This window comes from Marinobacter sp. B-21 (assembly GCF_056857895.1).
Map to the genome: position 1 here is coordinate 201,899 of NZ_JBSXNZ010000089.1, position 26,649 is coordinate 228,547.

22 protein-coding genes are annotated in these 26,649 nt (G+C 55.6%); all 22 read left to right on the forward strand.

The features are described from left to right. Positions 1 to 13 precede the first annotated feature (13 nt). The 22 genes from mnmG to AC13C0_RS20980 all read left to right on the forward strand — a co-directional run bounded on the left by mnmG (position 14) and on the right by AC13C0_RS20980 (position 26,562). Entirely contained in the window at positions 14 to 1,900 is a 1,887-nt protein-coding gene (mnmG, locus tag AC13C0_RS20875; protein WP_341580948.1) for a tRNA uridine-5-carboxymethylaminomethyl(34) synthesis enzyme MnmG, read from the forward strand. A 9-nt stretch (positions 1,901 to 1,909) separates the two neighbouring features. Next, a complete protein-coding gene (gene rsmG / locus AC13C0_RS20880; protein ID WP_341582806.1) occupies positions 1,910 to 2,554 on the forward strand; it encodes a 16S rRNA (guanine(527)-N(7))-methyltransferase RsmG in 645 nt (214 codons plus the stop codon). A gap of 50 nt (positions 2,555 to 2,604) precedes the next feature. Further along, entirely contained in the window at positions 2,605 to 3,399 is a 795-nt protein-coding gene (locus AC13C0_RS20885) for a ParA family protein (protein ID WP_117618955.1), read from the forward strand. Between the two features lie 60 nt (positions 3,400 to 3,459). Next, positions 3,460 to 4,335, forward strand: coding sequence for a ParB/RepB/Spo0J family partition protein (locus AC13C0_RS20890; RefSeq protein ID WP_117620396.1), 876 nt, complete (start codon positions 3,460 to 3,462; stop codon positions 4,333 to 4,335). Between the two features lie 272 nt (positions 4,336 to 4,607). Further along, positions 4,608 to 5,006, forward strand: a complete 399-nt coding sequence (locus tag AC13C0_RS20895; RefSeq protein ID WP_117618956.1) for a F0F1 ATP synthase subunit I — start codon at positions 4,608 to 4,610, stop codon at positions 5,004 to 5,006. A gap of 19 nt (positions 5,007 to 5,025) precedes the next feature. Continuing rightward, positions 5,026 to 5,898: a F0F1 ATP synthase subunit A gene (atpB, locus tag AC13C0_RS20900; protein WP_117618957.1), complete on the forward strand. Its 873-nt coding sequence runs from the start codon at positions 5,026 to 5,028 to the stop codon at positions 5,896 to 5,898. A gap of 82 nt (positions 5,899 to 5,980) precedes the next feature. Further along, the gene (gene atpE / locus AC13C0_RS20905; protein WP_012138088.1) at positions 5,981 to 6,238 is read left to right on the forward strand and encodes a F0F1 ATP synthase subunit C; all 258 of its coding nucleotides are present in this window, start codon (positions 5,981 to 5,983) and stop codon (positions 6,236 to 6,238) included. Positions 6,239 to 6,306: 68 nt separating this feature from the next. Beyond that, a complete protein-coding gene (locus AC13C0_RS20910; protein ID WP_205422201.1) occupies positions 6,307 to 6,777 on the forward strand; it encodes a F0F1 ATP synthase subunit B in 471 nt (156 codons plus the stop codon). A gap of 15 nt (positions 6,778 to 6,792) precedes the next feature. Beyond that, entirely contained in the window at positions 6,793 to 7,329 is a 537-nt protein-coding gene (locus AC13C0_RS20915) for a F0F1 ATP synthase subunit delta (protein ID WP_117618959.1), read from the forward strand. A gap of 28 nt (positions 7,330 to 7,357) precedes the next feature. Then, positions 7,358 to 8,902 carry a F0F1 ATP synthase subunit alpha gene (atpA, locus tag AC13C0_RS20920; RefSeq protein WP_117618960.1) on the forward strand — a complete coding sequence of 515 codons (1,545 nt, stop codon included), beginning with the start codon at positions 7,358 to 7,360 and terminating at the stop codon, positions 8,900 to 8,902. 75 nt (positions 8,903 to 8,977) lie between these two features. Beyond that, on the forward strand, positions 8,978 to 9,841 hold the full coding sequence (gene atpG / locus AC13C0_RS20925) for a F0F1 ATP synthase subunit gamma (RefSeq protein WP_117618961.1): 864 nt from the start codon (positions 8,978 to 8,980) through the stop codon (positions 9,839 to 9,841). Positions 9,842 to 9,896: 55 nt separating this feature from the next. Then, positions 9,897 to 11,291, forward strand: coding sequence for a F0F1 ATP synthase subunit beta (gene atpD / locus AC13C0_RS20930; protein WP_117618962.1), 1,395 nt, complete (start codon positions 9,897 to 9,899; stop codon positions 11,289 to 11,291). A 47-nt stretch (positions 11,292 to 11,338) separates the two neighbouring features. After that, positions 11,339 to 11,761: a F0F1 ATP synthase subunit epsilon gene (locus AC13C0_RS20935; protein ID WP_117618963.1), complete on the forward strand. Its 423-nt coding sequence runs from the start codon at positions 11,339 to 11,341 to the stop codon at positions 11,759 to 11,761. Positions 11,762 to 11,910: 149 nt separating this feature from the next. Then, entirely contained in the window at positions 11,911 to 13,275 is a 1,365-nt protein-coding gene (gene glmU / locus AC13C0_RS20940; protein WP_117618964.1) for a bifunctional UDP-N-acetylglucosamine diphosphorylase/glucosamine-1-phosphate N-acetyltransferase GlmU, read from the forward strand. 30 nt (positions 13,276 to 13,305) lie between these two features. Further along, positions 13,306 to 15,138 carry a glutamine--fructose-6-phosphate transaminase (isomerizing) gene (gene glmS / locus AC13C0_RS20945; RefSeq protein ID WP_482954929.1) on the forward strand — a complete coding sequence of 611 codons (1,833 nt, stop codon included), beginning with the start codon at positions 13,306 to 13,308 and terminating at the stop codon, positions 15,136 to 15,138. Between the two features lie 135 nt (positions 15,139 to 15,273). Then, the gene (locus tag AC13C0_RS20950) at positions 15,274 to 16,089 is read left to right on the forward strand and encodes a TnsA endonuclease N-terminal domain-containing protein (protein WP_341580951.1); all 816 of its coding nucleotides are present in this window, start codon (positions 15,274 to 15,276) and stop codon (positions 16,087 to 16,089) included. Beyond that, positions 16,079 to 18,160, forward strand: a complete 2,082-nt coding sequence (locus tag AC13C0_RS20955; RefSeq protein ID WP_341580952.1) for a Mu transposase C-terminal domain-containing protein — start codon at positions 16,079 to 16,081, stop codon at positions 18,158 to 18,160. The genes AC13C0_RS20950 and AC13C0_RS20955 overlap by 11 nt, the downstream gene beginning before the upstream one ends. Beyond that, complete coding sequence (locus AC13C0_RS20960) at positions 18,153 to 19,748, forward strand: ATP-binding protein (protein WP_341580953.1); 1,596 nt, start codon at positions 18,153 to 18,155, stop codon at positions 19,746 to 19,748. The genes AC13C0_RS20955 and AC13C0_RS20960 overlap by 8 nt, the downstream gene beginning before the upstream one ends. Positions 19,749 to 19,939: 191 nt before the next feature. Then, positions 19,940 to 20,896, forward strand: coding sequence for a WYL domain-containing transcriptional regulator (locus tag AC13C0_RS20965; RefSeq protein WP_341580954.1), 957 nt, complete (start codon positions 19,940 to 19,942; stop codon positions 20,894 to 20,896). Beyond that, positions 20,893 to 24,456, forward strand: coding sequence for a helicase-related protein (locus AC13C0_RS20970; RefSeq protein ID WP_341580955.1), 3,564 nt, complete (start codon positions 20,893 to 20,895; stop codon positions 24,454 to 24,456). The genes AC13C0_RS20965 and AC13C0_RS20970 overlap by 4 nt, the downstream gene beginning before the upstream one ends. A 157-nt stretch (positions 24,457 to 24,613) precedes the next feature. Next, positions 24,614 to 25,234 carry an NYN domain-containing protein gene (locus AC13C0_RS20975; protein ID WP_341580956.1) on the forward strand — a complete coding sequence of 207 codons (621 nt, stop codon included), beginning with the start codon at positions 24,614 to 24,616 and terminating at the stop codon, positions 25,232 to 25,234. 8 nt (positions 25,235 to 25,242) lie between these two features. Continuing rightward, positions 25,243 to 26,562 (forward strand): DUF1156 domain-containing protein, encoded by a 1,320-nt coding sequence (locus AC13C0_RS20980; protein WP_482954930.1) that lies wholly within the window; start codon positions 25,243 to 25,245, stop codon positions 26,560 to 26,562. Positions 26,563 to 26,649 lie beyond the last annotated feature (87 nt).

Sequence of the window (26,649 nt, forward strand, 5' to 3'; positions counted from 1 at the left end):
TCCGAGGTGAACTGTGGATTTTCCGACCCGTTTCGATGTCATTGTCATTGGTGGTGGCCATGCCGGTACCGAAGCCGCGCTGGCGGCTGCACGCATGGGTTGCCAAACCCTGCTGCTGACCCACAACATTGAGACCCTGGGCCAGATGTCCTGCAACCCGGCCATCGGTGGTATCGGCAAGAGCCATCTGGTGAAGGAAATCGACGCGCTGGGCGGCGCCATGGCAGAAGCCACGGACCAGGCTGGCATTCAGTTCCGGGTGCTGAACAGCCGCAAGGGACCGGCGGTCCGTGCCACCCGCGCCCAGGCGGACCGGGTACTGTACAAGGCGGCCATCCGCCATACCCTGGAGAGCCAGCCGAACCTGACCCTGTTCCAGCAGGCGGCGGACGACCTGATTGTGGAAAACGATCAGGTGACCGGTGTCGTCACTCAGACGGGCATCCGATTTAACGCGAAGACAGTGGTCTTGACCACAGGGACCTTCCTCGGCGGGGTTATCCACATCGGTATGCAACACCATGCCGGCGGCCGTGCCGGCGATGCCCCGGCTAACGCCCTGGCCAAACGCCTGCGGGAACTGCCGTTCAATGTCGGCCGCCTGAAAACCGGCACACCGCCGCGGATTGATGCCCGGTCTGTGGATTTCTCGGTGATGCAGGAGCAGTGGGGTGATGACCCGGCTCCGGTGATGTCGTTTATCGGCAGCCGCAGTCAGCATCCGGAACAGGTCTGCTGTTACGTCACCCGCACGACTGAAGAAACCCACGACATCATTCGCAGCGGTTTTGACCGTTCGCCGATGTTTGCCGGCAGCATTGAAGGTGTGGGCCCTCGCTACTGCCCCTCCATCGAGGACAAGGTGAACCGCTTTGCCGACAAGGATTCGCATCAGATTTTTGTGGAACCGGAAGGGCTGACCACCAACGAGCTGTACCCGAATGGCATTTCCACCAGCCTGCCGTTTGATATCCAGCTGGCGGCGGTGCGTTCGATTCCGGGGTTCGAGAAGGCCCACATAACCCGGCCGGGTTATGCCATCGAATACGATTACCTGAACCCCCAGGACCTGCGACACACCCTGGAAACCAAGTTCATCCAGGGTCTGTATTTCGCCGGCCAGATCAACGGCACCACCGGCTATGAAGAAGCCGGTGCCCAGGGTCTGCTGGCGGGGATCAACGCCGCCCTGCGGTCCCAGGACAAAGACGAGTGGTACCCGCGCCGGGATGAAGCCTATCTGGGCGTGCTGGTGGATGACCTGATCACCATGGGCACCTCCGAGCCCTACCGCATGTTCACCAGCCGTGCCGAGTACCGGCTGATCCTGCGGGAAGACAACGCCGATCTGCGCCTGACCGAAACCGGCCGCAAGCTGGGCCTGGTGAACGATGAACGCTGGCAGAAATTCAATGGCAAGCGTGAGGCCATTGCCACCGAGCGCAGCCGTCTCGAAGCCACCCGGATTCATCCGAACACCGAAGCCGGTGCGCGGGCCAACGGCTTTCTCAAGCAGCCGATGACCCGGGATCAGTCCCTGGCGGAGCTGCTGCGTCGCCCGGAAATCGTTTACAGCCACATTGCCGAGATTGGTGCTGAGCAGGCAGAAGACCCGGTGGTGGCGGATCAGGTGGAAATCGAGATCAAGTACGAAGGCTATATCTCCCGCCAGACCGATGAGATCGAGCGTTTACGCCGGAACGAAAACACCGCCCTGCCGGTGGATCTGAACTATGACGTGATTGGCGGCTTGTCCAACGAGATCAGGCAGAAACTCCAGACCGTTCGTCCGGAAACCGTGGCCCAGGCCTCCCGCATCCAGGGCGTGACCCCGGCGGCGGTGAGCCAGATCCTGGTGCATCTGAAAAAGCGCGACCTGCTGCGCAAGCAGTCCGCCTGATCCGTGGCCATGACCAACACGCTCTGGCAGGGTCAGCTCCGGGACGGGCTGGCGGCAATGGATCTCTCCCTGAACGACGGCCAACAGCAACAGCTGCTGGCCTTTCTTGGCCTGCTCAACAAATGGAACCGGGCCTACAACCTCACTGCGGTTCGTGATGAGCGGGAAATGGTGTCCCGGCAGCTGCTGGACAGCCTGAGCATCCTGCCCTGGGTTACCACGGATCATCTGCTGGACGTGGGTGCCGGCGGCGGCCTGCCCGGAATTCCCCTGGCCATCGCCCTGCCCGCAAAGCGGTTTACCCTGCTGGACAGCAACGGCAAGAAAACCCGGTTCCTTAATCAGTGTGTGCTGGAGCTGGGCCTGGATAACGTCGAGGTGATTCACGGCCGGGCGGAAGATTGTAGCCCTGACGAACCGTTTACCCGGATCAGCAGCCGCGCCTTCACCGCGCTGGAGAATCTGGTGAACTGGTGCGGCGATTTGCTGGCAAATGAGGGTGAGTTCCTTGCCATGAAAGGTCAGTTTCCGGATGATGAAGTGGCGGCCCTTCCGGCTGGCTGGCAGGTAAGATCCAGCCATTCCCTGGATGTCCCCGGCGCCGACGGCGAACGCCATCTGTTGGTGATCGCCCGGGCAGAGAATTGGCGATAGTTCGGCAGTCGAGTTTCTGAACCGGTAACCCATAAACAAGGAGGCAAGACATGGCGCGCGTGATTGCAGTGACCAATCAGAAAGGCGGTGTGGGCAAAACCACCACCTGCGTCAACCTTGCCGCCTCCCTGGCCGCCACCAAACGCCGGGTGTTGCTGGTGGATATGGATCCCCAGGGCAATGCCACCATGGGCAGCGGTGTGGATAAGAACGCCCTGGAACGGTCCGGTTACGACATGCTGACCAAACGGGCCAGCGCCGCCGAAGTCATCATTCCTGCAGAAGCTTCCGGCTTCGATATCCTGCCGGCCAACGGCGATCTCACTGCTGCCGAAGTGGAACTGATGAACGAAATCGGCCGAGAGCACCGTCTGCGCCTTGCCCTCAATACCGTTCGCGACAACTACGATTACATCCTGATCGATTGCCCGCCCTCGCTCAGTCTGCTGACGGTGAATGCCCTGTCCGCTGCGGATGCGGTACTGATTCCGATGCAGTGTGAGTACTACGCGCTGGAAGGCCTGGCCGCGCTGATGAACACCGTCGACCAGATCCAGGAGACCGTGAACCCGAATCTCGAGGTGGAGGGTATCCTTCGGACCATGTACGATCCGCGGAACAGCCTGACCCTGGATGTGTCCGGCCAGCTCAGCGAGTACTTCGGCGACAAGGTCTACCGTGCGGTGATTCCCCGCAATGTCCGCCTTGCCGAGGCGCCAAGCTACGGCATGCCGGCGCTGAAATACGACCGGGCCTCCAAGGGTGCCATCGCCTATCTGGCCCTGGCCGGCGAGATGGTACGCCGCCATGGCTCGAAAAAGACATCCGCGCCGGTTGCGGTGTAACATACCGCCCTGTCACTCACTGAAGCACAACGATTTTCAACGGGAAGAATGACTGACACCATGGCGGCTAAGAAACGAGGATTGGGTGAACGCGGACTGGGCGCCCTGCTGGCGGGCTCCAGGGTCAATCTGGACCAGGAGCTGAAAGACCACGACGGTGAGCTCCGCGAAGTCCCGGTCGACCTGATCCAGCGTGGCCGCTTCCAGCCCCGGCGCGATATGGATCCGGCCGCCCTGCAGGAACTGGCCGATTCCATTCGTCAGCAAGGGGTGATGCAGCCGGTGGTGGTTCGCCCCATCGCCGAAGGCCGCTATGAACTGATTGCCGGAGAGCGTCGCTGGCGTGCCACCCAGATGGCCGGTCTGGACAGCATCCCCGCCATCGTCCGGTATGTTCCGGACGAAGCCGCCATCGCCATGGCGCTGATCGAGAACATCCAGCGCGAAAACCTCAATCCCATTGAAGAAGCCTTTGCCCTGCAGCGTTTGCAGGACGAGTTCGGCCTGACCCAGGCCCAGGTTGCCGAAGCCGTCGGCAAATCCCGGACCACCATTACCAACCTGCTGCGCCTGATCGGGCTCTCCGAAGATGTCCGTATCATGCTGGAGCATGGCGATCTGGAGATGGGCCACGGCCGGGCGATGCTGACCCTGGCGCCGGAATTGCAGATGCAGGTGGCGAAACAGGTGGTGGCGAAATCCCTGTCCGTTCGCCAGACCGAGGCCCTGGTGCGCCGGGTCCAGCAGGAAACGCCGGACAGTAAATCCCGGAAAAAAGGCGCGCTGGATCCCAACATTCGGGCGTTGCAGGATGATCTGGCCGAACGGCTTGGAGCCCGAGTGTCCATTGACCATGGCCAGCGTGGCAAAGGCAAGCTGGTGATCGAATACAGTTCCCTGGACGAACTCGACGGCATTCTGGGCCACATCAAATAAAATCGTTGGGCTTTTGTGGGTCTTCCGACCCCCCTACGAAAGTTCGTATCTGGTTATGTACACAACATGTAGTGGTGAAAAACTGAACGGCCGTCTATTTGTGACGAAAATTGCCAAAACCCAGTTATTACGCCACTTCTGACGGGCCAGCTGGCACCGGGTTTTGTTGATTCGTGCACATTGAACACATATAATCTGCGGCGCTCGTATCGGTGTATTTGCTTACTTTTTAAACTGCACCGGGCGAAAAGCACCGTACTTTCGGGACAAACATGACGAAGGCAGCTTCGGGGGGTATCGGCCGCCCGCCCATCGCACGATGGTTTGTAATAGAAAGTGTGATACTTGCCGTCGTCAGCCTGGCGTTTCTCTTGCGAGGCCAGGTGGCCGGTTATTCTGCGCTGCTGGGCGGACTTATCTTTCTGATCCCCCATGGTTATTTTGCGTTCAAGGCATTCCGCTACGCCGGCGCGCGGTCTGCCAGAAAGATCATGAGCTCTTTTTACCAGGGTGAGGCCGGCAAGCTCATCCTGTGCGCCATCCTTTTCACGATGGTGTTCAAATGGATTCAGCCGCTCGACGTAGCGGCACTTTTTCTAACATTTGCGATCATGCTGGTCACCAACTGGTTGACACCGCTTCTGGCGGGCAGCAATACGCAGCAAAGCTAACTGGACCTGGGAAACCGTTATGGCAGGAAATGCATCCGAATATATCCAGCATCACCTCCAGAACCTGACGTATGGCAAGCTGCCTGCGGGTTATGAACGTGCCGACGGCACGGTACTGCAGGAAGCGCAGTGGACTATGGCCCACAATGCGGCTGAAGCATCCGATATGGGGTTCATGGCACTGCACGTCGATTCCCTCGGCTGGTCCGTCGCCCTGGGTGCGATTTTCCTGTTCATTTTCCGTCTGGCGGCCAAACGCGCCACATCCGGTCAGCCCGGTGGGCTGCAGAACTTCGTTGAAGTCATGATCGAGTTTGTCGATAACAGTGTTAAGGAAACCTTCCACGGCAAGAACAAGGTCATCGCGCCGCTGGCACTGACCATTTTTTGCTGGGTGTTCCTGATGAACCTCATGGATCTGGTGCCGGTGGATTTCCTGCCCCAGCTGTTCCACCTGATGGGTCTGGAATACATGAAGGTGGTTCCGACCACAGACGTGAACGTGACTCTGGGCATGTCCCTGTCCGTATTCGCGCTGATCATCTACTACAGCCTGAAGGTGAAGGGCGTGGGTGGCTTCCTCGGTGAGCTGACCCTCCACCCCTTCTCTTCCGACAACCTGTTCCTGAAGATCCTGCTGGTGCCGGTAAACTTCCTGCTCGAGGGCGTGAGCCTGATCGCCAAGCCGATCTCACTGGCTCTGCGTCTGTTCGGTAACCTGTATGCCGGCGAGCTGATCTTTATCCTGATTGCACTGCTGCCGCTCTGGGCGCAGTGGACACTGTCTGTACCCTGGGCGATCTTCCACATTCTGGTTATCACCCTGCAGGCATTCATCTTTATGATGTTGACGATCGTGTACCTGAGCATGGCTCATGAGGACAGTCACTGATCGGACACCATTAAGCCGTAGTTCTAAACCCTAAACCCTAAACCCTTAAACTGAAAAACCTAACTGAAAACTGGGAGTTATCATGGAAACTGTAGTTGGAATGACCGCTATTGCCGTTGCACTGCTGATTGGCCTGGGTGCCCTGGGTACTGCGATTGGCTTTGGTATCCTCGGTGGCAAGTTCCTGGAAGGCGCTGCGCGCCAGCCGGAAATGACCCCGATGCTGCAGGTTAAAATGTTCATCGTTGCAGGTCTGCTGGACGCCGTAACCATGATCGGTGTTGGTATCGCTCTGTTCTTCACTTTCGCCAACCCGTTTGTCGGCCAGATCGCCGGTTAATCGAGTCGCCAGCCGGGGGCTACACTCCGGTCAGATGATTCTTAACAAAACAGGCGAGAGGTGAAGACGTGAACATTAATTTGACGATGATTGGTCAAGCCATCGCGTTCTTTATCTTTGTCGTCTTCTGCATGAAATATGTGTGGCCGCCTATCATGGCCGCACTGCAGGAGCGTCAAAAGAAGATCGCTGACGGACTGGCTGCCTCAGACCGCGCTTCGCGCGATCTGGAACTGGCTCAGGAAAAGTCAGCTCAGGAACTGCGTGAAGCCAAGCAGCAAGCTGCTGGTCTGATTGAACAGGCCAACAAGCGTGCGGCCCAGATTGTGGAAGCCTCCAAGGATGACGCCCGCAAGGAAGGCCAGAAGTTGGTTGAGCAGGCCAAGGCCGAAATTGAGCAGGAGCGGAATCAGGCCCGTGACGCGCTGCGTGCAGAAGTTGCCGCTATTGCTGTCGCCGGTGCTGAGAAGATCCTGGAAACCTCTGTCGATGCCTCCAAGCACAACGAGATGTTGGACAAACTGGCGGCAGAACTTTAAACGACGAGGTTCATCATGGCAGAACTGAGAACGCTGGCCCGTCCATACGCAAAGGCAGCATTTTCTGCCGCTCAGGAGCATAAGCAGCTGGCTGAGTGGTCACAGGTGCTGACGGTTGCCGGACAGGTCACCGCGAACAAAGACATTCGACAGCTTCTCGCGAATCCGGGTCTCGAAGAGCAGAAGAAGGCGGAGTTGATTCTGGAGGTCGCCGAAGAAGGCGTCACCGAACAGGTCCGGAACTTTTTCGCTGTACTGGCTGAAAACCGCCGGCTGACTCTTCTTCCTGAGATTGCAGCGCTCTTCAACATGTACCGGGCTGATCTGGAGCGCACTGTTGATATCGAAGTTACCGCGGCTTTCGAGCTGACGGACGAACAGCAACAGAAGCTCGCCCAGGCACTCTCGAAGAAACTCGAGCGGCAAGTGTCACTCGCAGCGTCACTGGACAAGTCTCTGATTGGCGGCGTGATTATTCGCACCGGTGATCTGGTCATTGACGCTTCTGTACGCGGAAAGCTGACCAAGCTGGCCGACGCTCTGGGCTCCTGATTTCAGCACAAGGTTTGAGGATATTGGCATGCAGCAACTGAATCCATCCGAGATCAGTGACATCATCAAGAAGAGAATCGAGAAACTCGACATCTCTTCCGAAGCAAAGAACGAAGGTACGATCCTGTCGGTTTCCGACGGTATCGTGCTGATCCACGGTCTTGCCGACGTTATGTACGGTGAGATGATTGAATTTGCCAACGGCACCTTCGGTATGGCTCTGAACCTGGAGCGTGATTCCGTTGGTGCGGTTGTGCTGGGCGACTACGAAGATCTGGCCGAAGGCCAGAAAGTTCGTTGCACCGGCCGCATCCTGGAAGTACCGGTTGGTCCGGAACTGATGGGCCGCGTTGTCGACTCTCTGGGTAACCCGATTGACGGCAAGGGCGACCTCGGTACCGACCTGACCTCTCCGGTTGAAAAGGTGGCACCGGGCGTTATCGCACGTCAGTCCGTTGACGAGCCGGTCCAGACCGGTCTGAAAGCAATCGACACCATGGTGCCGATCGGCCGCGGCCAGCGTGAGCTGATCATCGGTGACCGCCAGATCGGTAAGACCGCGGTGGCCATCGACGCGATCATCAACCAGAAAGACACCGGCATCAAGTGTATCTACGTTGCCGTTGGCCAGAAGCAGTCTTCCATCGCCGCGGTTGTGCGCAAGCTGGAAGAGCACGGTGCCATGGACCACACCATCGTGGTTGCCGCCGGCGCCGCGGATCCTGCAGCGATGCAGTTCCTGGCTCCGTACTCCGGTACGTCCATGGGTGAATACTTCCGTGACCGTGGCGAAGACGCCCTGATCATCTATGATGATCTGTCCAAGCAGGCCGTGGCTTATCGCCAGATTTCCCTGCTGCTGCGTCGTCCGCCAGGCCGTGAAGCCTACCCGGGTGACGTATTCTACCTGCACTCGCGTCTGCTGGAGCGTGCGTCCCGTGTTAACGCGGATTACGTTGAGCAACTGACCAACGGTGAAGTGAAAGGCAAAACCGGTTCCCTGACCGCTCTGCCGATCATCGAAACCCAGGCCGGTGACGTTTCCGCGTTCGTACCGACCAACGTAATCTCCATTACCGACGGCCAGATCTTCCTGGAAACCAACCTGTTCAACTCCGGTATCCGTCCGGCGATGAACGCCGGTATCTCCGTATCCCGGGTAGGTGGTTCCGCCCAGACCAAGATCATGAAGAAGCTTGGCGGTAACATCCGTCTGGCCCTGGCCCAGTACCGTGAACTGGCCGCTTTCGCCCAGTTTGCTTCCGATCTTGACGAAGCAACACGGCAGCAGCTTGAGCACGGTCAGCGGGTAACGGAACTCATGAAACAGAACCAGTACAGCCCGATGTCCGTGGCTGAAATGGGTACGGTTCTGTTTGCAGCCAACGAAGGCTTCCTGGACGACGTTGATGTCGACAAGGTAGTGAAGTTTGAAGCGCAGATGCTCGACTGGATGCGCTCCGAGCAGAAAGACCTCCTCGACAAGATCAACGAGAAAGGCGATTACAACGACGAAATCGCTGCCGGCCTCAAAGCTGCACTTGAGAAATTCAAGACCACTCAGAGCTGGTAAGAAAACGGGCCTGCGGCGTGTGTCGCGGGCCGCTTTTCATAGCAACGAGTGTCTAACTTGAGAAGGCAGTGAGTTATGGCCGTCGGCAAAGAAATACGTAACCAGATTTCAAGCATCAAGAGCACGCAGAAAATCACCAGCGCCATGGAAATGGTGGCTGCGAGTAAGATGCGCAAGGCTCAGGAACGCATGCAGGCGACTCGCCCGTATGCCGACAAGATGCGTCAGGTGATCGGGCACATTGCCAAGGCGAACGCTCAGTACAAGCACCCGTTCATGCTCGAGCGCGACGTTAAGCGCGTGGGCTATATCGTGGTGTCAACTGATCGTGGCCTCTGCGGTGGTCTGAACATCAACCTGTTCAAAGCGCTTGTCCGTGAAATGAAAGCGTGGAAAGAAAAAGGAGTGGAAACCGATCTGTGCGCCATCGGGCAGAAAGGGGCTTCCTTTTTCCGGAGCTATGGCGGTAATGTCATTGCGGCATTGACCCACCTGGGTGACAGCCCGAGCTCTGAAAAACTCATCGGCAACGTCAAGGTCATGCTGGATTCGTTCTCCGAGGGCAAGATTGATCGCCTGTACGTGGTGAGCAACGAATTCGTCAACACCATGACCCAAAGCCCGAAGGTACAGCAGCTTCTGCCCCTGCCTCCGAGCGAAGACGAAGAAGAGATCAAGAACCAGTGGGATTATCTCTACGAGCCCGATGCCAGGCAGATCCTCGATGGCCTTCTGCCACGTTTTATTGAATCCCAGGTGTACCAGGGTGTGGTAGAAAATCTGGCATGTGAACAGGCAGCCCGGATGATCGCCATGAAGAGCGCAACTGATAACGCCGGTAGCATTATCGACGAACTTCAGCTGGCTTATAACAAGGCGCGTCAGGCAGCCATTACCCAAGAGATATCGGAGATTGTGAGCGGCGCCGCTTCGGTCTGATCCGGCCCACAATCCAACTGGTTTTATTGACTATCAAGATAACGAGGAACCGAGCATGAGTAGCGGACAAATCGTTCAGATCATTGGCGCGGTTATCGACGTGGAATTCCCACGTGACTCCGTACCCAAAGTATATGACGCACTGCTGCTTGAAGGTGGCGAAACAACTCTGGAAGTCCAGCAGCAGCTGGGTGACGGCATTGTACGTACCATCGCCATGGGCAGCACCGAAGGCCTGAAGCGTGGCCTGAAAGCAGAAAACACCGGTAAGGCAATCTCGGTACCGGTCGGTACCAAGACCCTTGGTCGTATTATGGATGTTCTGGGTCGTCCCATTGACGAAGCCGGCGAGATCGGCGAAGACGAACGCTGGGCCATTCACCGCAAGGCACCGAGCTATGCAGACCAGGCCGCTTCGGCTGACCTGCTGGAAACCGGTATCAAGGTTATCGATCTGATCTGCCCGTTCGCCAAGGGTGGTAAGGTTGGCCTGTTCGGTGGTGCCGGTGTTGGTAAAACCGTAAACATGATGGAGCTGATCAACAACATCGCGAAAGAGCACTCCGGTCTCTCCGTATTCGCGGGTGTGGGTGAGCGGACCCGGGAAGGTAACGACTTCTATTATGAAATGAAGGAGTCTAACGTTCTCGACAAGGTTGCCATGGTCTACGGTCAGATGAACGAGCCTCCCGGAAACCGTCTGCGTGTGGCCCTGACCGGTCTGACCATCGCTGAGAAGTTCCGTGACGAAGGTCGTGACGTACTGTTGTTCGTTGACAACATCTACCGTTACACCCTGGCCGGTACCGAGGTATCGGCACTGCTGGGCCGTATGCCTTCCGCGGTAGGTTATCAGCCGACGCTGGCCCAGGAAATGGGTGAGCTGCAGGAACGGATTACCTCCACCAAGAACGGCTCTATCACCTCTATCCAGGCGGTCTACGTACCGGCGGATGACCTGACGGACCCGTCGCCTGCGACCACCTTCTCGCACCTCGATGCGACCGTGGTACTGAGCCGTGACATCGCTTCAAAGGGTATCTACCCGGCGATCGATCCCCTGGATTCCACCTCCCGTCAGCTGGATCCGCTGGTGATCGGCCAGGAGCATTACGAAGTGGCCCGTGGCGTGCAGACAAACCTGCAGCGCTACAAGGAGCTGAAAGACATCATCGCCATCCTGGGTATGGACGAACTGTCAGAAGAAGACAAGCTGACCGTTGCCCGTGCCCGTAAGATCGAGCGTTTTCTGTCCCAGCCGTTCCACGTTGCTGAAGTTTTCACCGGTTCGCCTGGTAAGTACGTTTCCCTCAAGGAAACCATCAGCAGCTTTAAGGGCATCCTGAATGGCGACTATGACGAATTGCCCGAGCAGGCGTTCTACATGGTTGGTACTATTGAGGAAGCGGTCGAGAAAGCGAAGGAAATGAAGAGCAAGGCAAAGAGTTAATCTGAGCCGAAGCACTTGTTTCCGGATCGATCAAAGAGGCAACTGACATGGGTATGACCGTGCATTGTGATGTGGTAAGTGCCGAAACAAAGATCTATTCCGGATTGGTTGAAATGCTGATCGCTGCGGGCTCTGAAGGTGACCTGGGTATTGCCCCGGGTCACACCCCGCTGCTGACCGAGCTGAAGCCGGGTCCCATTCGGATCATCAAGCAGGGCGGTGAAGAAGAGATTCTTTACGTGTCCGGCGGATATCTGGAGGTCCAGCCCAATCTGGTCACTTTGTTGGCGGATACTGCGGTTCGTGCAAAGGATGTGGACGAAGCAGCCGCACTTGAGGCTCAGAAAGAAGCCGAGAAAGCACTTGCCAACAAGACCGGTGAATTCGAGTACTCCCGTGCCGCTGCAGAGCTGGCCGAGGCTGTTGCCCAGCTTCGCACCATCCAGCAGCTGCGTAACAAAATGCGCTAAGCATTTCTGTTTCGGGTGTGCCGAACACCGAAGCCGCATCCTGAGCGGCTGGAAGACCAACGCCCGGCGTTGGGCCTCCGGTCCCGAGGGGTGCGGTTTTTTTATTTTCCGATTCAAGACATTCCATACACCGGGAGCCTGACCATTCCATGAGCCCGTTACACGTTGTCATTCTGGCCGCTGGCCAGGGTTCCAGAATGAAATCCGCCCTGCCCAAGGTTCTCCACCCGGTGGCCGGTCGCCCCATGCTTCATCATGTGATTGCCACGGCCAAACAGCTGGGCGCCGAAAAGATTCACACTGTGATCGGGCATGGTGCCGACAGGGTTAGGGAAACCACCACCGGGGCCTCGGTGAACTGGGTGACCCAGAGTGAGCAGCTGGGTACCGGCCACGCCGTTGCCCAGGCCCTGCCCGATCTTCCGGACGAGGCCAGGGTTCTGGTGCTTTATGGCGATGTCCCGCTTACCCGTCACGATACCCTGGACGCACTGGTTGGCACCCTGGATGACAACACCCTTGGGCTTCTGACGGTGACCATGGACAATCCCCACGGTTACGGCCGCATTGTCCGCGATGCCAATGGCGCGGTGCAGTCCATCGTGGAGCAGAAAGACGCTTCGCCGGAACAGCAACAGATCCGCGAGGTCAACACAGGCATTCTTGCGGTTTCGGCGAAGCATCTGAAAACCTGGCTGCCGGCGCTGTCCAACAGCAATGCCCAGGGCGAGTACTACCTGACCGATATTATTGCCATGGCGGTGGAGCAGGGCCTGAACGTTTCGGTTTCCCAGCCCAAGGACCCCTACGAGGTACAGGGCGTCAACAACCGCCTTCAGCTGGCTGAACTCGAGCGCTGGTTCCAGCGTAGGGAGGCAGACCGGTTGATGGCCGAAGGCGCCACTTTGGCTGATCCGGCGCGGGTTGATGTGCGCGGAGAGCTGACCATCGGCAACGATCTGTGGATTGATGTGAATGTGGTTTTTGAGGGCAGGGTCACATTGGGCAGCAACGTGTCGATCGGGCCCGGCTGTGTGATCAAGGATGCCACCATCGCTGAGGGCGCTGAAATCAGGGCCAACAGCGTGATTGAAGGTGCTACGATCGGTGCCAACGCCCAGGTCGGGCCATTTGCCCGTATTCGTCCCGGCACTGAACTGGCCGCCAACACCAAGGTGGGAAATTTCGTTGAAACCAAAAAGGCCGTGGTCGGCGAGGGCAGCAAGATCAACCACTTGAGCTACGTGGGCGATGCCTCACTGGGCCGTAATGTGAATGTGGGTGCAGGAACCATCACCTGTAATTATGATGGTGTGAACAAGTACCGGACCGTGATCGGTGACGGCGTTTTTGTGGGTTCCAATACCTCCCTGGTAGCGCCGGTGACGGTCGCGGCAGACGCCACCATCGGAGCCGGGTCCACCATTACCCGGGATGTGGCGGACAGCGAACTGGCCGTGGCCCGTGGCCGCCAGCGGAATATCTCCGGCTGGGAAAAGCCGAAGAAACACTGACTCAAACGATCAACAGACAGGTAGAACAGTATGTGTGGAATTGTAGGCGCGGTTTCGGAACGGGACGTTCAGGGCATCCTTCTTGAGGGTCTGCGCCGCCTGGAATACCGGGGATACGACTCCGCCGGTATGGCCGTGATCGGTGGTGACCACGGCGTCCAGCGCGCTCGGGAAGTGGGCAAGGTCGCCTCACTGGCAGACGCCATGAAAGCCAACCCCCTCGCGGGCCATCTGGGCATTGCCCACACCCGCTGGGCCACCCATGGCGAGCCGTCCCAGCTCAATGCCCACCCGCACATGTCGGGTGACCGCCTGGCCATCGTCCATAACGGCATTATCGAGAACTATCAGGAACTTCGCGAAGAGCTGCGTGCCGAGGGTTTTGAGTTCACCTCGCAAACCGATACCGAAGTGATCGCGCACCTGATCGAAAAGAACTACCGTTCCCTGGGTAACCTCCAGGACTCGGTCCGGGCGGCCATCGCTCGCCTCCGCGGCGCCTATGCCCTGGCAGTGGTCCACGGGGATGAGCCTGATCATCTCGTGGTATGCCGCGAAGGCAGTCCCCTGGTGATCGGTGTCGGTATCGGCGAGAACTTTATTGCCTCCGATCAGCTGGCTCTGCTGCCGGTCACCGACCGGTTCATGTTCCTCGAAGAGGGGGACATTGCTGATATCCGCAAGGATGGTATTGCCATCCTTGATCGGGACGGGCAGAGCGTGGAGCGGGAGATTACCCGATTCGAGCACGGCGCCGATTCCGCCGACAAGGGCGAATACCGCCACTTCATGCTCAAGGAAATCTACGAGCAGCCCAGGGTCATCAAGGCCACCATGGAAGGCCGGGTAACCAACACCCGGGTACTGGAACAGGCCCTGGGTACCGATGCGGCGAATCTGCTCGAAAACGTTCGTCATGTCCAGATCATTGCCTGCGGCACCAGCTACCACGCCGGAATGGTGGCCCGCTACTGGATTGAGGAGTTGGCCGGCGTGCCCTGCTCTGTAGAGGTGGCTTCCGAGTTCCGCTACCGCAAGCATGTGATCCAGCAGGACACCCTGTTCCTGTGCATTTCCCAGTCCGGTGAGACCGCCGACACCCTGGCCGCCCTGCGTCAGGCCAAGAAAGCCGGTTTCCGTGCCGCCCTGGCGATCTGCAACGTACCCGGCAGTTCCCTGGTGCGGGAATCGGACCTGGTGATCATGACCCAGGCCGGGCCGGAAATCGGCGTTGCCTCCACCAAGGCCTTCACCACCCAGCTGACGGCATTGCTGATCTTTACCCTGGCACTGGCCCGCCACAACGGCCTGCCTGAAGACCAGGAGACAGAGATCGTGGAGGCGATCCACCTGCTGCCCGGCCAGGTGAGTGATGTGCTGGCCCTGGATGGCGAGATTGCCGAGATGTCCAAGGCGTTTATGGACAAACACCACAGCCTTTTCCTGGGTCGTGGTTCCCAGTTCCCGGTTGCCCTGGAAGGTGCCCTGAAGCTGAAGGAAATTTCCTACATCCACGCCGAGGCCTACCCGGCCGGTGAGCTCAAGCATGGCCCCCTGGCTCTGGTAGACAGTGAGATGCCGGTCGTCACCGTAGCGCCGAACAACGACCTGGTGGAAAAGCTCAAATCCAACCTGGAAGAAGTCCGCGCCCGGGGTGGTGAGTTATTCGTGTTTGCCGATAAAAAGGCGGACGTGAAGCCGGAAGAGGGCATCCATGTGATGCAGCTTCCTTCAGTGCATCCGATTACTGCCCCGATCGTTTATACGGTTCCGCTGCAGCTGCTGTCCTATCATGTGGCGGTGCTCAAGGGCACGGATGTGGACCAGCCTCGAAATCTGGCCAAAAGTGTGACGGTAGAATAAACCGCCATTGGTCAGGCAAGAGGAGTGTCAGAGGACATTAAAGTTTGAAAAATAACATTAATGTTTGATAATTTACATTAAAGTTTGATCAAAAAAAGCCCCCTGCTATTCTCAACATAGCAGGGGGCTTTTTTCATGACAGATGCCAACAAACCGCTTGATCCAAAACACGAGAAATTGTTGAAAACTCGTGGATTGGGATCAGGCAAAGACTATGAACCTTTCATCAAGGTTCATGAACTCAGCAGTTCAGGTGAGAGCGTAAGAATCCGCAGTGCCTCGGTAGGACGGATTCATCATCTGCTGTCCGGTATAGAACTACTAGCGTTCCTCGTATTCGATCAGTTCGAGCAAACGACCGATATCCGTGAACAATACCCCCTGCCAATAGACGATACCCTCGACATTTGTGCTCGACTGGGAATCCGTCATCCCCAGATGCATGGCAGTTTAACGGTGGTTTCAACGGATCTATTAGTCGACTTCTCGTCGGGCCATCGGTTGGCGATTGCAGTGAAATCGTCGTCGGAGCTATCCAAGCTGAGAGTGATGGAGAAGCTCCAGATTGAAAAAACCTACTGGGAAACTCGTGATGTGGAATGGAAGATTTTCACAGAGAGAGAAGTCACAGATGGGATGCGAGAAAACCTTTTGTGGATCCAGCCCTATCTATCCCCGGATATGGCGGCACATCAAGAGGTGGATTATTCAGATGTGCAGGATCTTTTCCATCGGCTTCAGTCGCATCCACAAACCAAGATCACACGGCTTTGTGCGAAGCTTGATGACCAATATAACGTCGATCGCGGATTCCATTTGAGTATCTTTCGATACGCTGTAGCTCACCGTTTCATAAAGGCTCCTCTGAACAACGCATTTCACAGCTGGAAATTCGGAGACCTGACTCTACGAAAGCCAGAGTTCGCCAGCGAGGTGAACAATGCTTCTTAATCAAGTATTCCAGGATCCCTCGACAGGCAAGCGATATCGTGTGGTTCTTGAGCACCTCTCAGATTTGATGCTAATCGACGTCGACAGTGACAAGGCCTGGCCTTTCCCAATGTCAGAAGACGAGCTACGTTCGGTTGGGTATGACTCCATTTCCGACCCTTATCCGATGCCGAGTGTCGAGGATGGCAGCATCGGCGCCCAAAGACGTGATGAAGCCTGGGCCACGATCAGTCCATTGTTGGAACACTATCAATCACTTTTGGTTAAAAACGAACGCAATCGGCTGATAAAAGAACTCCTTAAATCCACCGATAAGCCAAGGTTATATATCACTAGACAACTTCGTCGATATTGGCAAAGGGGAATGGCTCCGAATGCCCTGGTACCCGATTACCACAAATGCGGGGCCAAAGGGCGTCCCAGACGTGAGGTGGAGCAAAAGGTTGGTCCAAAACGTTCAGTTACGCCCGGAGTGGGAGTGCCAGTCACAGAGGAAATTGCTGAACTGTTTCGGATGGCACTCGATGGTTTTTATCTAACCAGTGAGAAGGTTCCTTTGACTGCCGCAAAAGACAAGGCAGTCGGTCTTTTTAAAGCGCGCTATCCCTCGGCAACACAGAAAAGTATGCCCACGATGAGACAATTCCGGTACTTCTATGAAACGAATTACCGGAAGTCTGATGTGGTAAGGACACGGACTCCAAGCCGCATTTATCAAAAAGATAAACGGGCTTTGACCAGCACTTCAGGCAATCTCAACTTCGGCCCGGGAGCCCGGTATGAAATAGACGCGACCATTGCGGATCTCTATTTAGTAGCAGAAGACGATCCTGCTCTCATCATTGGCCGTCCGGTTTTGTATTTCGTTAAAGATGTATTCAGCCGTATGGTTGTTGGAATGTATGTGGGTCTTGAGAATCCCTCATGGGTTGCAGCAATGTTAGCTCTTAGTAACGCTTTCAGCGATAAAACAACGTATTGTCGAGGTTATGGGATAGCTATCGGTAAAGAAGACTGGCCAAGTTTCGGCCTTCCCGCGTCTATCATGGCTGACCGCGGTGAGCTTCTTTACAAACAAGCGGATGTGCTGGTTAACAGATTCAACATTCAATTGAGCAATTCACGCGCCTATCGCGGTGATGACAAAGCGATCTGTGAGCGATTTTTCAACACTATTCAGAGTAAGTTTCGGCCCTATGTTGGCGGGGTAGTCGAGCCAGTGAATGGGAAAAAGCGTACCGGAAAACGCTTCGAGCTGGATGCTGTACTTAACCTCTCTGAGTTCACAAAAATGTTGATTAACCTCGTCATCATCTACAACACCCAGCATGTTGTTGAAGGTTATGATTTCGCACCTGATATGCCAACGGACTTGCCCGCAGTGCCGCGTGAACTATGGAACTGGGGAATTCAAAACCGTACCGGCCAGCTTCGCTCCTGTGATGAAGACTTGGCCCGCATTAATCTCCTGCCCTATGAGAGTGGAACGGTGTCACAGGTTGGCATCACCTTCAAAGGAATTGTGTACACCTGTCAGGAGGCGCTGGCGCAAGGCTGGTTTGATCGCATTCGCCCGAACCGCCCTTCAAGAGTAGAAATCGCTTTTGACCCGAGACGGACTGACACTGTTTATCTGAGACCTGATTCCAAATTCGAAAGCTACTGGGTATGCGAGCTTTCGGACCGAAGTAGGCGATATAAAGGCATGAGCTTCGTGGAGGCCGCAGGAATACTGAAAGAGATGAATCGCACCAAAGCCACAGCCAAACAAGAGGAGGATTATCAGAAGCCGGATGCCTTATCCGCGGTTGAGGCGATCGTTTCGAACGCGAAGAAGCGGCAGAAAACCAGTGAACCGTCCCTTACTGACTCTGAGCGACTTCGGGGCATACGGCAGAACCGAGCCACAGAAAAAGAGGTTGAGCGAAATCGCAGCGGAATCAAATCCAAGAAACGTTCAAAGCGTGACCGTCCGGCGGATGTAGTGCCGTTCCGCTCTAATAAGATCCAATCAAACGACAGTCTCGATTACCCGGATATGGATGCCTTCTTGGAGGACGACGATGATTAAACTGCCACTGGCACAATATCGGGAAGCAGAAATCCGGGAATACGAAGGACAGCCCTTAATCAATGCCCTGCCACCCATTAATTCGCCGCAGGATACAGCGAGGATGCTGGCTCGTTTCCCAAAAGTCGACGAGGCTGAAAAGGCATTGCCAGCCCACATTCGTCGCCACGCCATGATGAGGATTCTGGATCAATTCCTGTACCCAACGAAATCCCATCTCCAATTAGAGCAGATGATTTCCGGCATGATTCGTCGCGGCTACCTTAGCCGAAATATTGCGACTCCGGACTATCAACGCAACCTGGACGACGTTGGCCATACCGATTTTAATGCGATCGTTCGAAATGCCGGAAATGAGGCCCTCGTGAGTTCCGTTATCGGGTGTTCCGGCACCGGCAAATCCACGGCTGTAGAAGCAATCCTGAAAACCTACCCGCAAGCGATTTATCATCCAGAATACCAGCATGCCCAATTGGTCTGGCTGAAGGTGGAGTGCCCTCATGATGGCTCGGTCAAGAGTCTATGTACCAATTTTTTCCGGGCTGTCGATGATGCGCTGGGTACGGATTACCAGGCGCTCTACGTAAAAAGCCGGTCTTCGGCGGAGTCCATGCTTGGGGATATCGCCCGAGTATCAGCATTACATTCAGTTGGTGTTCTTGCCATTGATGAAATTCAGCACTTGGAGAAGTCCCGATTTGGCGGGGCGGTAAAGATGCTAAATTTCTTCGTGACGCTGACTAACGTCATCAAGGTTCCGGTTCTTTTCATCGGAACGCCAAAGGCTTTGGAGCTTTTCCAGCCAACCATGAGATCGGCAAGGCGAGCAGCGCAATTTGGTAGTTTGGACTGGGGACGGTTTGCACGGGCTGAGAATGAGGGGGCTGATGGAGAGTGGGAGCGATTTTTCAAACGGTTATGGAAGCTTCAGTGGTTTGAAAGCCCCACTCCCCTGAGCCAGGAAATAATGGATTTGTTCTGGGAGTATACGCAAGGAATTGCGCACATCGCTGTTGCTCTTTTTTACCTCAGCCAGGCGCGAGCTGTCGTCGCTGGCAGGGAAGTGATTGATCGGACTCTTGTAAACAAGGTCTATCAAGAAGAGCTTGCCATGATTCATCCAATGATTGCCGCTTTGCGGAGTGGTCTTGAGGCAACGATTCTCCAGTATGCCGATCTCGATGTTCCCCGAGAGTCTCTCCGGGCTCAAAGCTCGTTGCAGTCTGCAGCTCATCTTGAGTCATTTGATCAGGAAAGCCCCGCTGAAGCTAAAGGCTCCAAGCGGGATAGCCTGGTTACAATATTGGTCCAGATGGGTATCGGAGAGGACATCGCTCCTACTGTTGCAGACCAAGCTCTGTCGGAGTGTCCAAATGATGATTTATTTGAGTTGGTGGCTCATATAAAACACCTGGAAGAGAGAAAGCCGGCCGCACCATCACCGAAGGTTCGTTCGCGAACAAAGGAGAAATCAGCCCCGGTCTATCTGGAAGATGATCTGCGTTTGATAAGGGATGATGATTCGGAAGAATGCTACCAGACCTTGAAAGCGAGGGGGGTGATCATTGAGATTTCCTCATACCTATGAGGATGCGAGATCGATTCTGCGCTCTTTAGATTTTCAGCAGTGCCGCAAGGCGATCCTCGGCTAGATGCCCTTACGTGGTCCTTACAGCAATGCGCCTCTTTTTGATGACCACCCAGTTCCAAAATAAGTCGGATATGGCACAATGAGGTCCTGCCCATAAGGGTACAAATTGACTCCTAGACGGAAGAAAAATGCCCCGAGATGGACTGGAAGACATCAGCCAGGCTCAAAGAGAGCGGCTTTTTCACATAGACTTCAAGCTCAGATTTTTGGGCGAAGTTTCCCGCGCTGATCTCGTCAATCGGTTTGGAATTAAAGCGGCGGCTGCAACGCGAGATCTATCGCTTTACAAAGAAGTAGCTCCTGGAAATCTCGAATATGATACGAAGGCTAAGGTCTATACCGCCGCCACTAAATTCTCTCCGTTGTTTTCCTGTTCACAAAGCCAGGCATTGTCGGCACTGAGCCAAGGTCTGGGTGATGACTACCTTGGGACTCATCAGGCTCTAATCCCAACTGACACACCGACCCAGCTTAACCTGCCACACCTGGATAAGATTTCTGCCGTCAGTCGAGCGATTTATCACAGAATCCCACTACAGATTGACTATCGGTCTCTTAGTAGCGGAGTAACCCAGCGGGAGATTATTCCTCATGCGCTTGTGGACAATGGTTTGAGGTGGCACGTTCGCGCTTATGATCGCTTCCGTGACAAATTCAGCGACTTTGTTATCAACCGAATCAGCGATGTCTGCCCACTGGTAGATACAAACTTCGGATCCAAGGAGACGAAAGACGCTGATATCCAGTGGAATCGAATAGTGGACATGCATCTGGTTCCCCACCCAAAACTGACGCACCCGGAAACGATTGAATACGAGTATGGTATGCAGGGTGGACAACTAAACGTTCAGGTTCGTGCTGCCGTTGCAGGGTATGTTTTGCGCCGGTGGAATGTAGATTGCTCGGCAGAACATAGTTTAGAAGGACCTGAATATCATCTTTGGCTGAGCAATCAACCAACATTGTACGGTGTGGAAAACCTGAATCTGGCCCCTGGCTATGACTCATCTGCGACTAACCTACCGGCAAGTAGAGAGAGAAGAACTACCGGCAAAACTACCAGGGACTGGGGAGACATTGAATGATCAAACTGGAAGACATCAAGAAAGACGCCCAAATCCGAGGCATCCAGGGCGAAGAGATCGTCCGCATCGTGCAAACGGAGCCTGTTGGCGAGCATGCTCTGACCATCTACTACAAAGACAGCCAGGGCCGCCTCAACGAGCAAATGCTGTTCCGTTCCGATGAAGCCCGCCTGGAGATGGCAGAGGCTGGTCGCCCTTGGGCATTTGATGCGCCCGGGGCAGACTTTAAGCTCGGCCTGGAAGCCTACCGAATAACCCAGGCAGCCCTATTCGACCCCATGATGGCGGTTCACACATCCAATGTAGAACCATTGCCACACCAGATCTCAGCAGTCTACGAGTCAATGCTCCCCCGCCAGCCTCTGCGGTTCGTGTTGGCCGATGACCCGGGGGCAGGCAAGACCATCATGGCGGGCCTGCTCATTCGCGAGCTGCTAATGAGAGCTGATGCCAAGCGGGTGCTGATAGTCTCCCCGGGTGGGCTAACCGAACAGTGGCAAGACGAAATGCTGGAGAAGTTCGGCGTTCAGTTCGAGATCTTCAGCCGCGAAAAGCAGGAACAGTGCGCCTCTGGCAACTACTTCGACGAAGCTGACCTGCTTATCTGTCGCCTTGACCAGCTATCCCGCAACGAAGACTTCCAGGAGAAGCTCAAGAACACTGAGTGGGATCTGATCATCGTAGACGAAGCCCACAAGCTCTCGGCCAACTACTATGGCAGCAAGGTCAATAAAACCAAGCGCTTCCAGCTTGGAGAGCTTCTGGGCTCGATCACCCGCCATTTCCTGCTAATGACAGCCACCCCTCACAACGGCAAGGAAGAAGACTTCCAGATTTGGCTCTCGCTGCTGGATGGCGACCGCTTCTACGGCAAATTCCGCGAAGGTGCACACAAAGTTGACGTCTCAGACATGATGCGCCGCATGGTCAAGGAAGAGCTGCTCAAGTTTGATGGCACCCCCCTGTTCCCGGAACGTCGTGCCTATTCTGCCAACTATCAGCTGTCTGATGCTGAGGCAGAGCTCTACGCACAGGTCACCGACTACGTCCGCAACGAAATGAACCGGGCGGATAGTCTGGATGGTAAACGCAGAGGCACCGTAGGCTTCGCTCTCACCCAGCTCCAACGTCGGCTGGCCTCCAGCCCTGAAGCCATTTACCAGTCCCTTAAGCGCCGGCGCAAACGTTTGGAATCCCGGCTGGAAGAGATGAAGCTCGTTGCCCGGGGCCAGTCGGCTTCACAGGCCAAAAACAACGGCATTGCTGAGACTCTTGGAGAGTACCAGGTCACCAAGAAGCTCGACATTCCGGACAACATCGACGAACTGGAAGACGATGAACTCAGCGCAGAAGAATACGAAATCCTCTCTGAGCAGGTCGTAGATCAGGCCACAGCTGCCGAGACCATTCCAGAGCTGGAAGCTGAAATCGTGATCCTCAAGGACCTGGAATATCAGGCAAGGACGGTAGTGCAGTCTGGCAACGACAAGAAATGGGAAGAGCTCTCCCACCTGTTGCAAGACCGTCCCGAGATGTACACCTCCAGTGACAGTCGCCGCAAGCTCATTATCTTCACCGAGCATAAAGACACCCTGAACTACTTGGTGCACCGCATCTCCGGCATGCTGGGAGACCCTGGTGCCGTGATCACCATTCACGGCGGAACCAACCGGGATGACCGCCGCAAGGCCCAGGAAGAGTTCCGTAATAACCCCGAGGTGTTGGTGTTGGTAGCTACCGATGCCGCAGGGGAGGGCGTTAACCTGCAAAACGCGAACCTCATGGTCAACTACGACCTTCCCTGGAACCCCAACCGCTTGGAACAGCGCTTTGGTCGTATTCACCGAATCGGACAAACTGAGGTCTGCCATCTTTGGAACCTGGTGGCCAACGAAACCCGTGAAGGCGAGGTTTTCAAAAAGCTCTTCGACAAACTGGAGGTCGAGAAACAGGCGTTGGGTGGCAAGGTATTCGACATTCTTGGCGAAGCCTTCGAGAACCAGTCCCTCAAGGATCTATTGGTCGAGGCCATTCGCTACGGCGAGTCCGCCGAGGTTAAAGCCAAGCTCAATCAGGTCATTGATGGTGCCTTGGATACCGAACACCTCAAGGAAATCCTCAAACGCAATGCGCTGGTCGAGCAGCACATGTCCTTGCAGGATCTCTACGCGGTGAAAGAAGAAATGGAAAAGGCTGAGGCGCGCAAGCTCCAGCCCTACTTCATCCGAGCCTTCTTCACCGAAGCGTTCCAGACGTTAAGTGGTGAGATGCGCCAACGAGAGTCGGGGCGCTATGAAGTACGTCATGTGCCCGCAGCCATCCGCGAGCGAGACAGGATTATCGGGGAAAGCCGCACACCCGTACTCAAAAAGTACGAGCGCATCTGCTTTGAAAAGCAGCTGATCCGTATGTCTGGCAAACCAATGGCTGACCTGATTCACCCCAACCACCCGCTAATGGCTGCTACTACAGACTTGGTTCTGTCCGCCCATCGAAGCAAACTGAAACAGGGTGCCGTGCTGGTAGATCCCAATGACGACGGGATCGAACCGAAAGTCCTGTTTATGGTGGACCACAGCATCCGCGAGGGTGAACATCAAAGTAGCGGTGGGAAACCTGTCATTGCATCCCGCCGCTTGCAGTTCGTTGAAATTGACGAGAAGGGCGGTACCCACCATGCAGGCTGGGCGCCACACCTGGATCTTCAGCCAATCGATAACTACGACCACAAACTGATCCAGGACATTCTCAATGCCCCTTGGATAACGGATAACCTTGAAGCGCTGGCCCTGCACCATGCATCTCAAAAGCTGGTTCCGGAGCACTATCAGGAAGTAAAAACTCGCCGTGAGCGACAAGCAGACAAGGTTATGGCCGCTGTTAACGAGAGACTGGTTAAGGAAATCAACTACTGGTCAGATCGCTACATCAAGCTCAGTGATGATGTAGCCGCCGGCAAGCAGCCCCGCATGCAGCCCGAAATGGCTCGCCGCCGAGTGGATGAACTTACCGAACGCCTTGCCCAGCGAAAGCGAGAGCTGGAAGCCATGAAAAGTGTTGTTTCCAGTACACCAGTCGTTATCGGCGGTGCGCTCGTCATACCCCAAGGGCTGTTAGCTATGCGCAAGGGCGAAACCACAGTCACGGTTGATGCCCAGGCCCGCGCTCGTATTGAGCAAGTTGCCATGCAGGCTGTCATTCGGCATGAGGAATCCCTTGGTCACGCCACCAAAGACGTATCTGCGGAGAAATGCGGCTGGGACATCACGGCTCGCCCCGCCACCCTACCCGATGGCTCATTGCCGCAAGACCGGCACATCGAAGTAAAAGGCCGAGCGAAGGGCCAGGAAGTGATCACAGTGAGTCGCAACGAGATTCTCTATGCCCTCAACCAGGCAGACAAATTCTGGCTGGCCATTGTGCTGGTTGATGGGGACGATTACGAAGGCCCTTACTACGTAAAGAATCCATTTACGACCGAGCCAGATTTCGGGGTGCCGTCTGTGAATTATGAACTGAAGTATCTGCTCGGCAAGGCCGAAAAAGGGGCGAGCCAGTGATTCTGGGAATCTTTCGTTTGGGGGGTATAGAAAGAAGAACGCCACCTCAAGGGTGGCGCCGGGCCAGCGATGCTCTCGCTAGCGGGGTTTACGAGGCAAACTCTAGTTACCCCACCCAGCTTTGTCAAGTCTTTTCCAACTCAGCCTGGAGCGCTTTATGAGCCGGGTTATCAGTTACATCGACGGCTTCAACCTGTATTTTGGCCTGAAAAACAAGGGCTGGAAGCGCTACTACTGGCTCGATCTTGAGGCGCTCTCAACGGCACTCATGATCCCCGGCCAAATGCTGGAAGCCACCCACTATTTTACAGCTCGGCTGAGACTGGTTGGAAACAACCACGCCGATAAACAGCGGCAAGACGACTATCTTGATGCGTTGCTCACGCGCAACAACCTGCAGATTCACCACGGACACTACTTGAGGAAAACCCGCCAATGTCGGAGCTGTGGGGCCAGCTGGCCCGACTATGAGGAAAAGATGACCGATGTAAATATTGCGGTTCAGCTTATCGCCGACGCCTTCGATGACAACTTTGATACCGCCTTGATCATCTCTGCAGACAGCGACCTGACCACGCCCGTTCAGCTTGTACGTGAGCGCTTTCCTAACAAAAAAATCGTGATTGCCCAGCCGCCGGGCAGAAACTCCAACCAGCTCAGCCAGGCCGCTACCACTGCTTTTCAGATAAGCAGAAAAAAGGTACAGACTAGCCAGCTGCCTGAGACCGTTACCACTGCCGACGGCGTTACTCTGCAGCGCCCGGCAACCTGGAAGTAGGAATATTCATGATCAGCATTAAAACGCCCAAAAAACTCATCGAAGTGGCCCTACCACTGGATGACATTAACACCGCAGCGGCGCGCGAGAAATCCATTCGTCACGGCCACCCCAGCACCCTCCACCTTTGGTGGGCACGCCGACCCCTTGCCGCTGCACGCGCGGTACTCTTTGCCCAGCTAGTGAACGATCCCGGGTATCAGCGCGAGCTGGGGTATGGGGTAAACAAGAAAGAGGCGGAGATCAAGCGGGAGAAGCTGTTCCAGATCATCCGCGATCTGGTGAAATGGGAAAATACCAACAACGAAGAGGTGCTGAACCGCGCCCGCGCAGCGATTTGGGAAAGCTGGCGTGAAACCTGCCACCTTAATCGTAATCATCCGCAGGCTGCTGAGCTGTTTAATCCAGACAAGCTGCCAGCCTTCCACGATCCCTTTGCCGGGGGAGGTGCCATTCCGCTGGAAGCCCAGCGGTTGGGACTGGAAAGCTATGCCAGCGACCTGAACCCGGTGGCGGTAATGATCAACAAAGCGATGATCGAGATTCCGCCTAAGTTTGCCGGGCAGGCGCCAGTTGGCCCGCTGCCGGAAGGTGAAAAGCAGCAGAACATGATGGAAGACTGGACCGGTGCTAAAGGCCTTGCCGAAGACGTGCGACGCTATGGCCACTGGATGCGCGACGAGGCCTTTAGGCGCATCGGTCATTTGTACCCTAAAATCAAGGTCACTTCAGATATGGCCGCCGAGCGGCCCGACCTGAAAGCCTATGAAGGTGAGGAACTGACCGTCATTGCCTGGCTTTGGGCCAGAACCGTGAAAAGTCCCAACCCGGCATTCAGTCATGTAGAAGTGCCACTATCATCCAGCTTCGTGTTGTCCAGTAAAAAGGGCAAAGAGGCATACGTAGAGCCGGTTATTGAGGGTGATCAGTATCGGTTTGAAATCAAAGTAGGAATCCCTCCTGTTGAAGCAAAGCAAGGAACCAAGGCTGCAAGGGGCGCCAACTTCACCTGTTTGATGTCAGGAACCCCGATATCAGGTCCGCATATCAAAGGTGAGGGTGAAGCAGGCCGGCTAGGCGTTCGCTTAATGGCCGTCGTTGTTGAAGGGAAACGCGGCCGCCTGTATTTATCACCTACCCAGGAAGCCGAAGCAGTTGCGAAGAGTGCCAAACCTGAATGGAGGCCCGAAACCCGCCTGCCAGATGACCCAAGAAACTTTTGGACCATTCCATATGGGCTGAGAACTTACGGTGACCTCTTCAGCCAACGCCAACTAGCCCGAATTATTCATAAAAAAAGGCGAACCTTGCTCAACCCATTGATATAATGGGAGTTACACCAATAACGCTTCGGAAGAAGCTAAACAAGGTTCGCCCATGTCCAATTCTATCCCAACTCAACTGCGCTTTCCTCC

Coding starts and splice junctions, on each gene's coding strand:
- AC13C0_RS20965 (WP_341580954.1), top strand. CDS start 19,940: ATGCCCCGAGATGGACTGGAAGACATCAGCCAGGCTCAAAGAGAGCGG.
- rsmG (WP_341582806.1), top strand. CDS start 1,910: ATGACCAACACGCTCTGGCAGGGTCAGCTCCGGGACGGGCTGGCGGCA.
- AC13C0_RS20895 (WP_117618956.1), top strand. CDS start 4,608: ATGACGAAGGCAGCTTCGGGGGGTATCGGCCGCCCGCCCATCGCACGA.
- AC13C0_RS20935 (WP_117618963.1), top strand. CDS start 11,339: ATGGGTATGACCGTGCATTGTGATGTGGTAAGTGCCGAAACAAAGATC.
- AC13C0_RS20960 (WP_341580953.1), top strand. CDS start 18,153: ATGATTAAACTGCCACTGGCACAATATCGGGAAGCAGAAATCCGGGAA.
- atpG (WP_117618961.1), top strand. CDS start 8,978: ATGGCCGTCGGCAAAGAAATACGTAACCAGATTTCAAGCATCAAGAGC.
- glmU (WP_117618964.1), top strand. CDS start 11,911: ATGAGCCCGTTACACGTTGTCATTCTGGCCGCTGGCCAGGGTTCCAGA.
- AC13C0_RS20970 (WP_341580955.1), top strand. CDS start 20,893: ATGATCAAACTGGAAGACATCAAGAAAGACGCCCAAATCCGAGGCATC.
- AC13C0_RS20915 (WP_117618959.1), top strand. CDS start 6,793: ATGGCAGAACTGAGAACGCTGGCCCGTCCATACGCAAAGGCAGCATTT.
- glmS (WP_482954929.1), top strand. CDS start 13,306: ATGTGTGGAATTGTAGGCGCGGTTTCGGAACGGGACGTTCAGGGCATC.
- AC13C0_RS20975 (WP_341580956.1), top strand. CDS start 24,614: ATGAGCCGGGTTATCAGTTACATCGACGGCTTCAACCTGTATTTTGGC.
- AC13C0_RS20955 (WP_341580952.1), top strand. CDS start 16,079: ATGCTTCTTAATCAAGTATTCCAGGATCCCTCGACAGGCAAGCGATAT.
- AC13C0_RS20950 (WP_341580951.1), top strand. CDS start 15,274: ATGACAGATGCCAACAAACCGCTTGATCCAAAACACGAGAAATTGTTG.
- atpB (WP_117618957.1), top strand. CDS start 5,026: ATGGCAGGAAATGCATCCGAATATATCCAGCATCACCTCCAGAACCTG.
- AC13C0_RS20885 (WP_117618955.1), top strand. CDS start 2,605: ATGGCGCGCGTGATTGCAGTGACCAATCAGAAAGGCGGTGTGGGCAAA.
- AC13C0_RS20980 (WP_482954930.1), top strand. CDS start 25,243: ATGATCAGCATTAAAACGCCCAAAAAACTCATCGAAGTGGCCCTACCA.
- atpA (WP_117618960.1), top strand. CDS start 7,358: ATGCAGCAACTGAATCCATCCGAGATCAGTGACATCATCAAGAAGAGA.
- AC13C0_RS20890 (WP_117620396.1), top strand. CDS start 3,460: ATGGCGGCTAAGAAACGAGGATTGGGTGAACGCGGACTGGGCGCCCTG.
- atpE (WP_012138088.1), top strand. CDS start 5,981: ATGGAAACTGTAGTTGGAATGACCGCTATTGCCGTTGCACTGCTGATT.
- atpD (WP_117618962.1), top strand. CDS start 9,897: ATGAGTAGCGGACAAATCGTTCAGATCATTGGCGCGGTTATCGACGTG.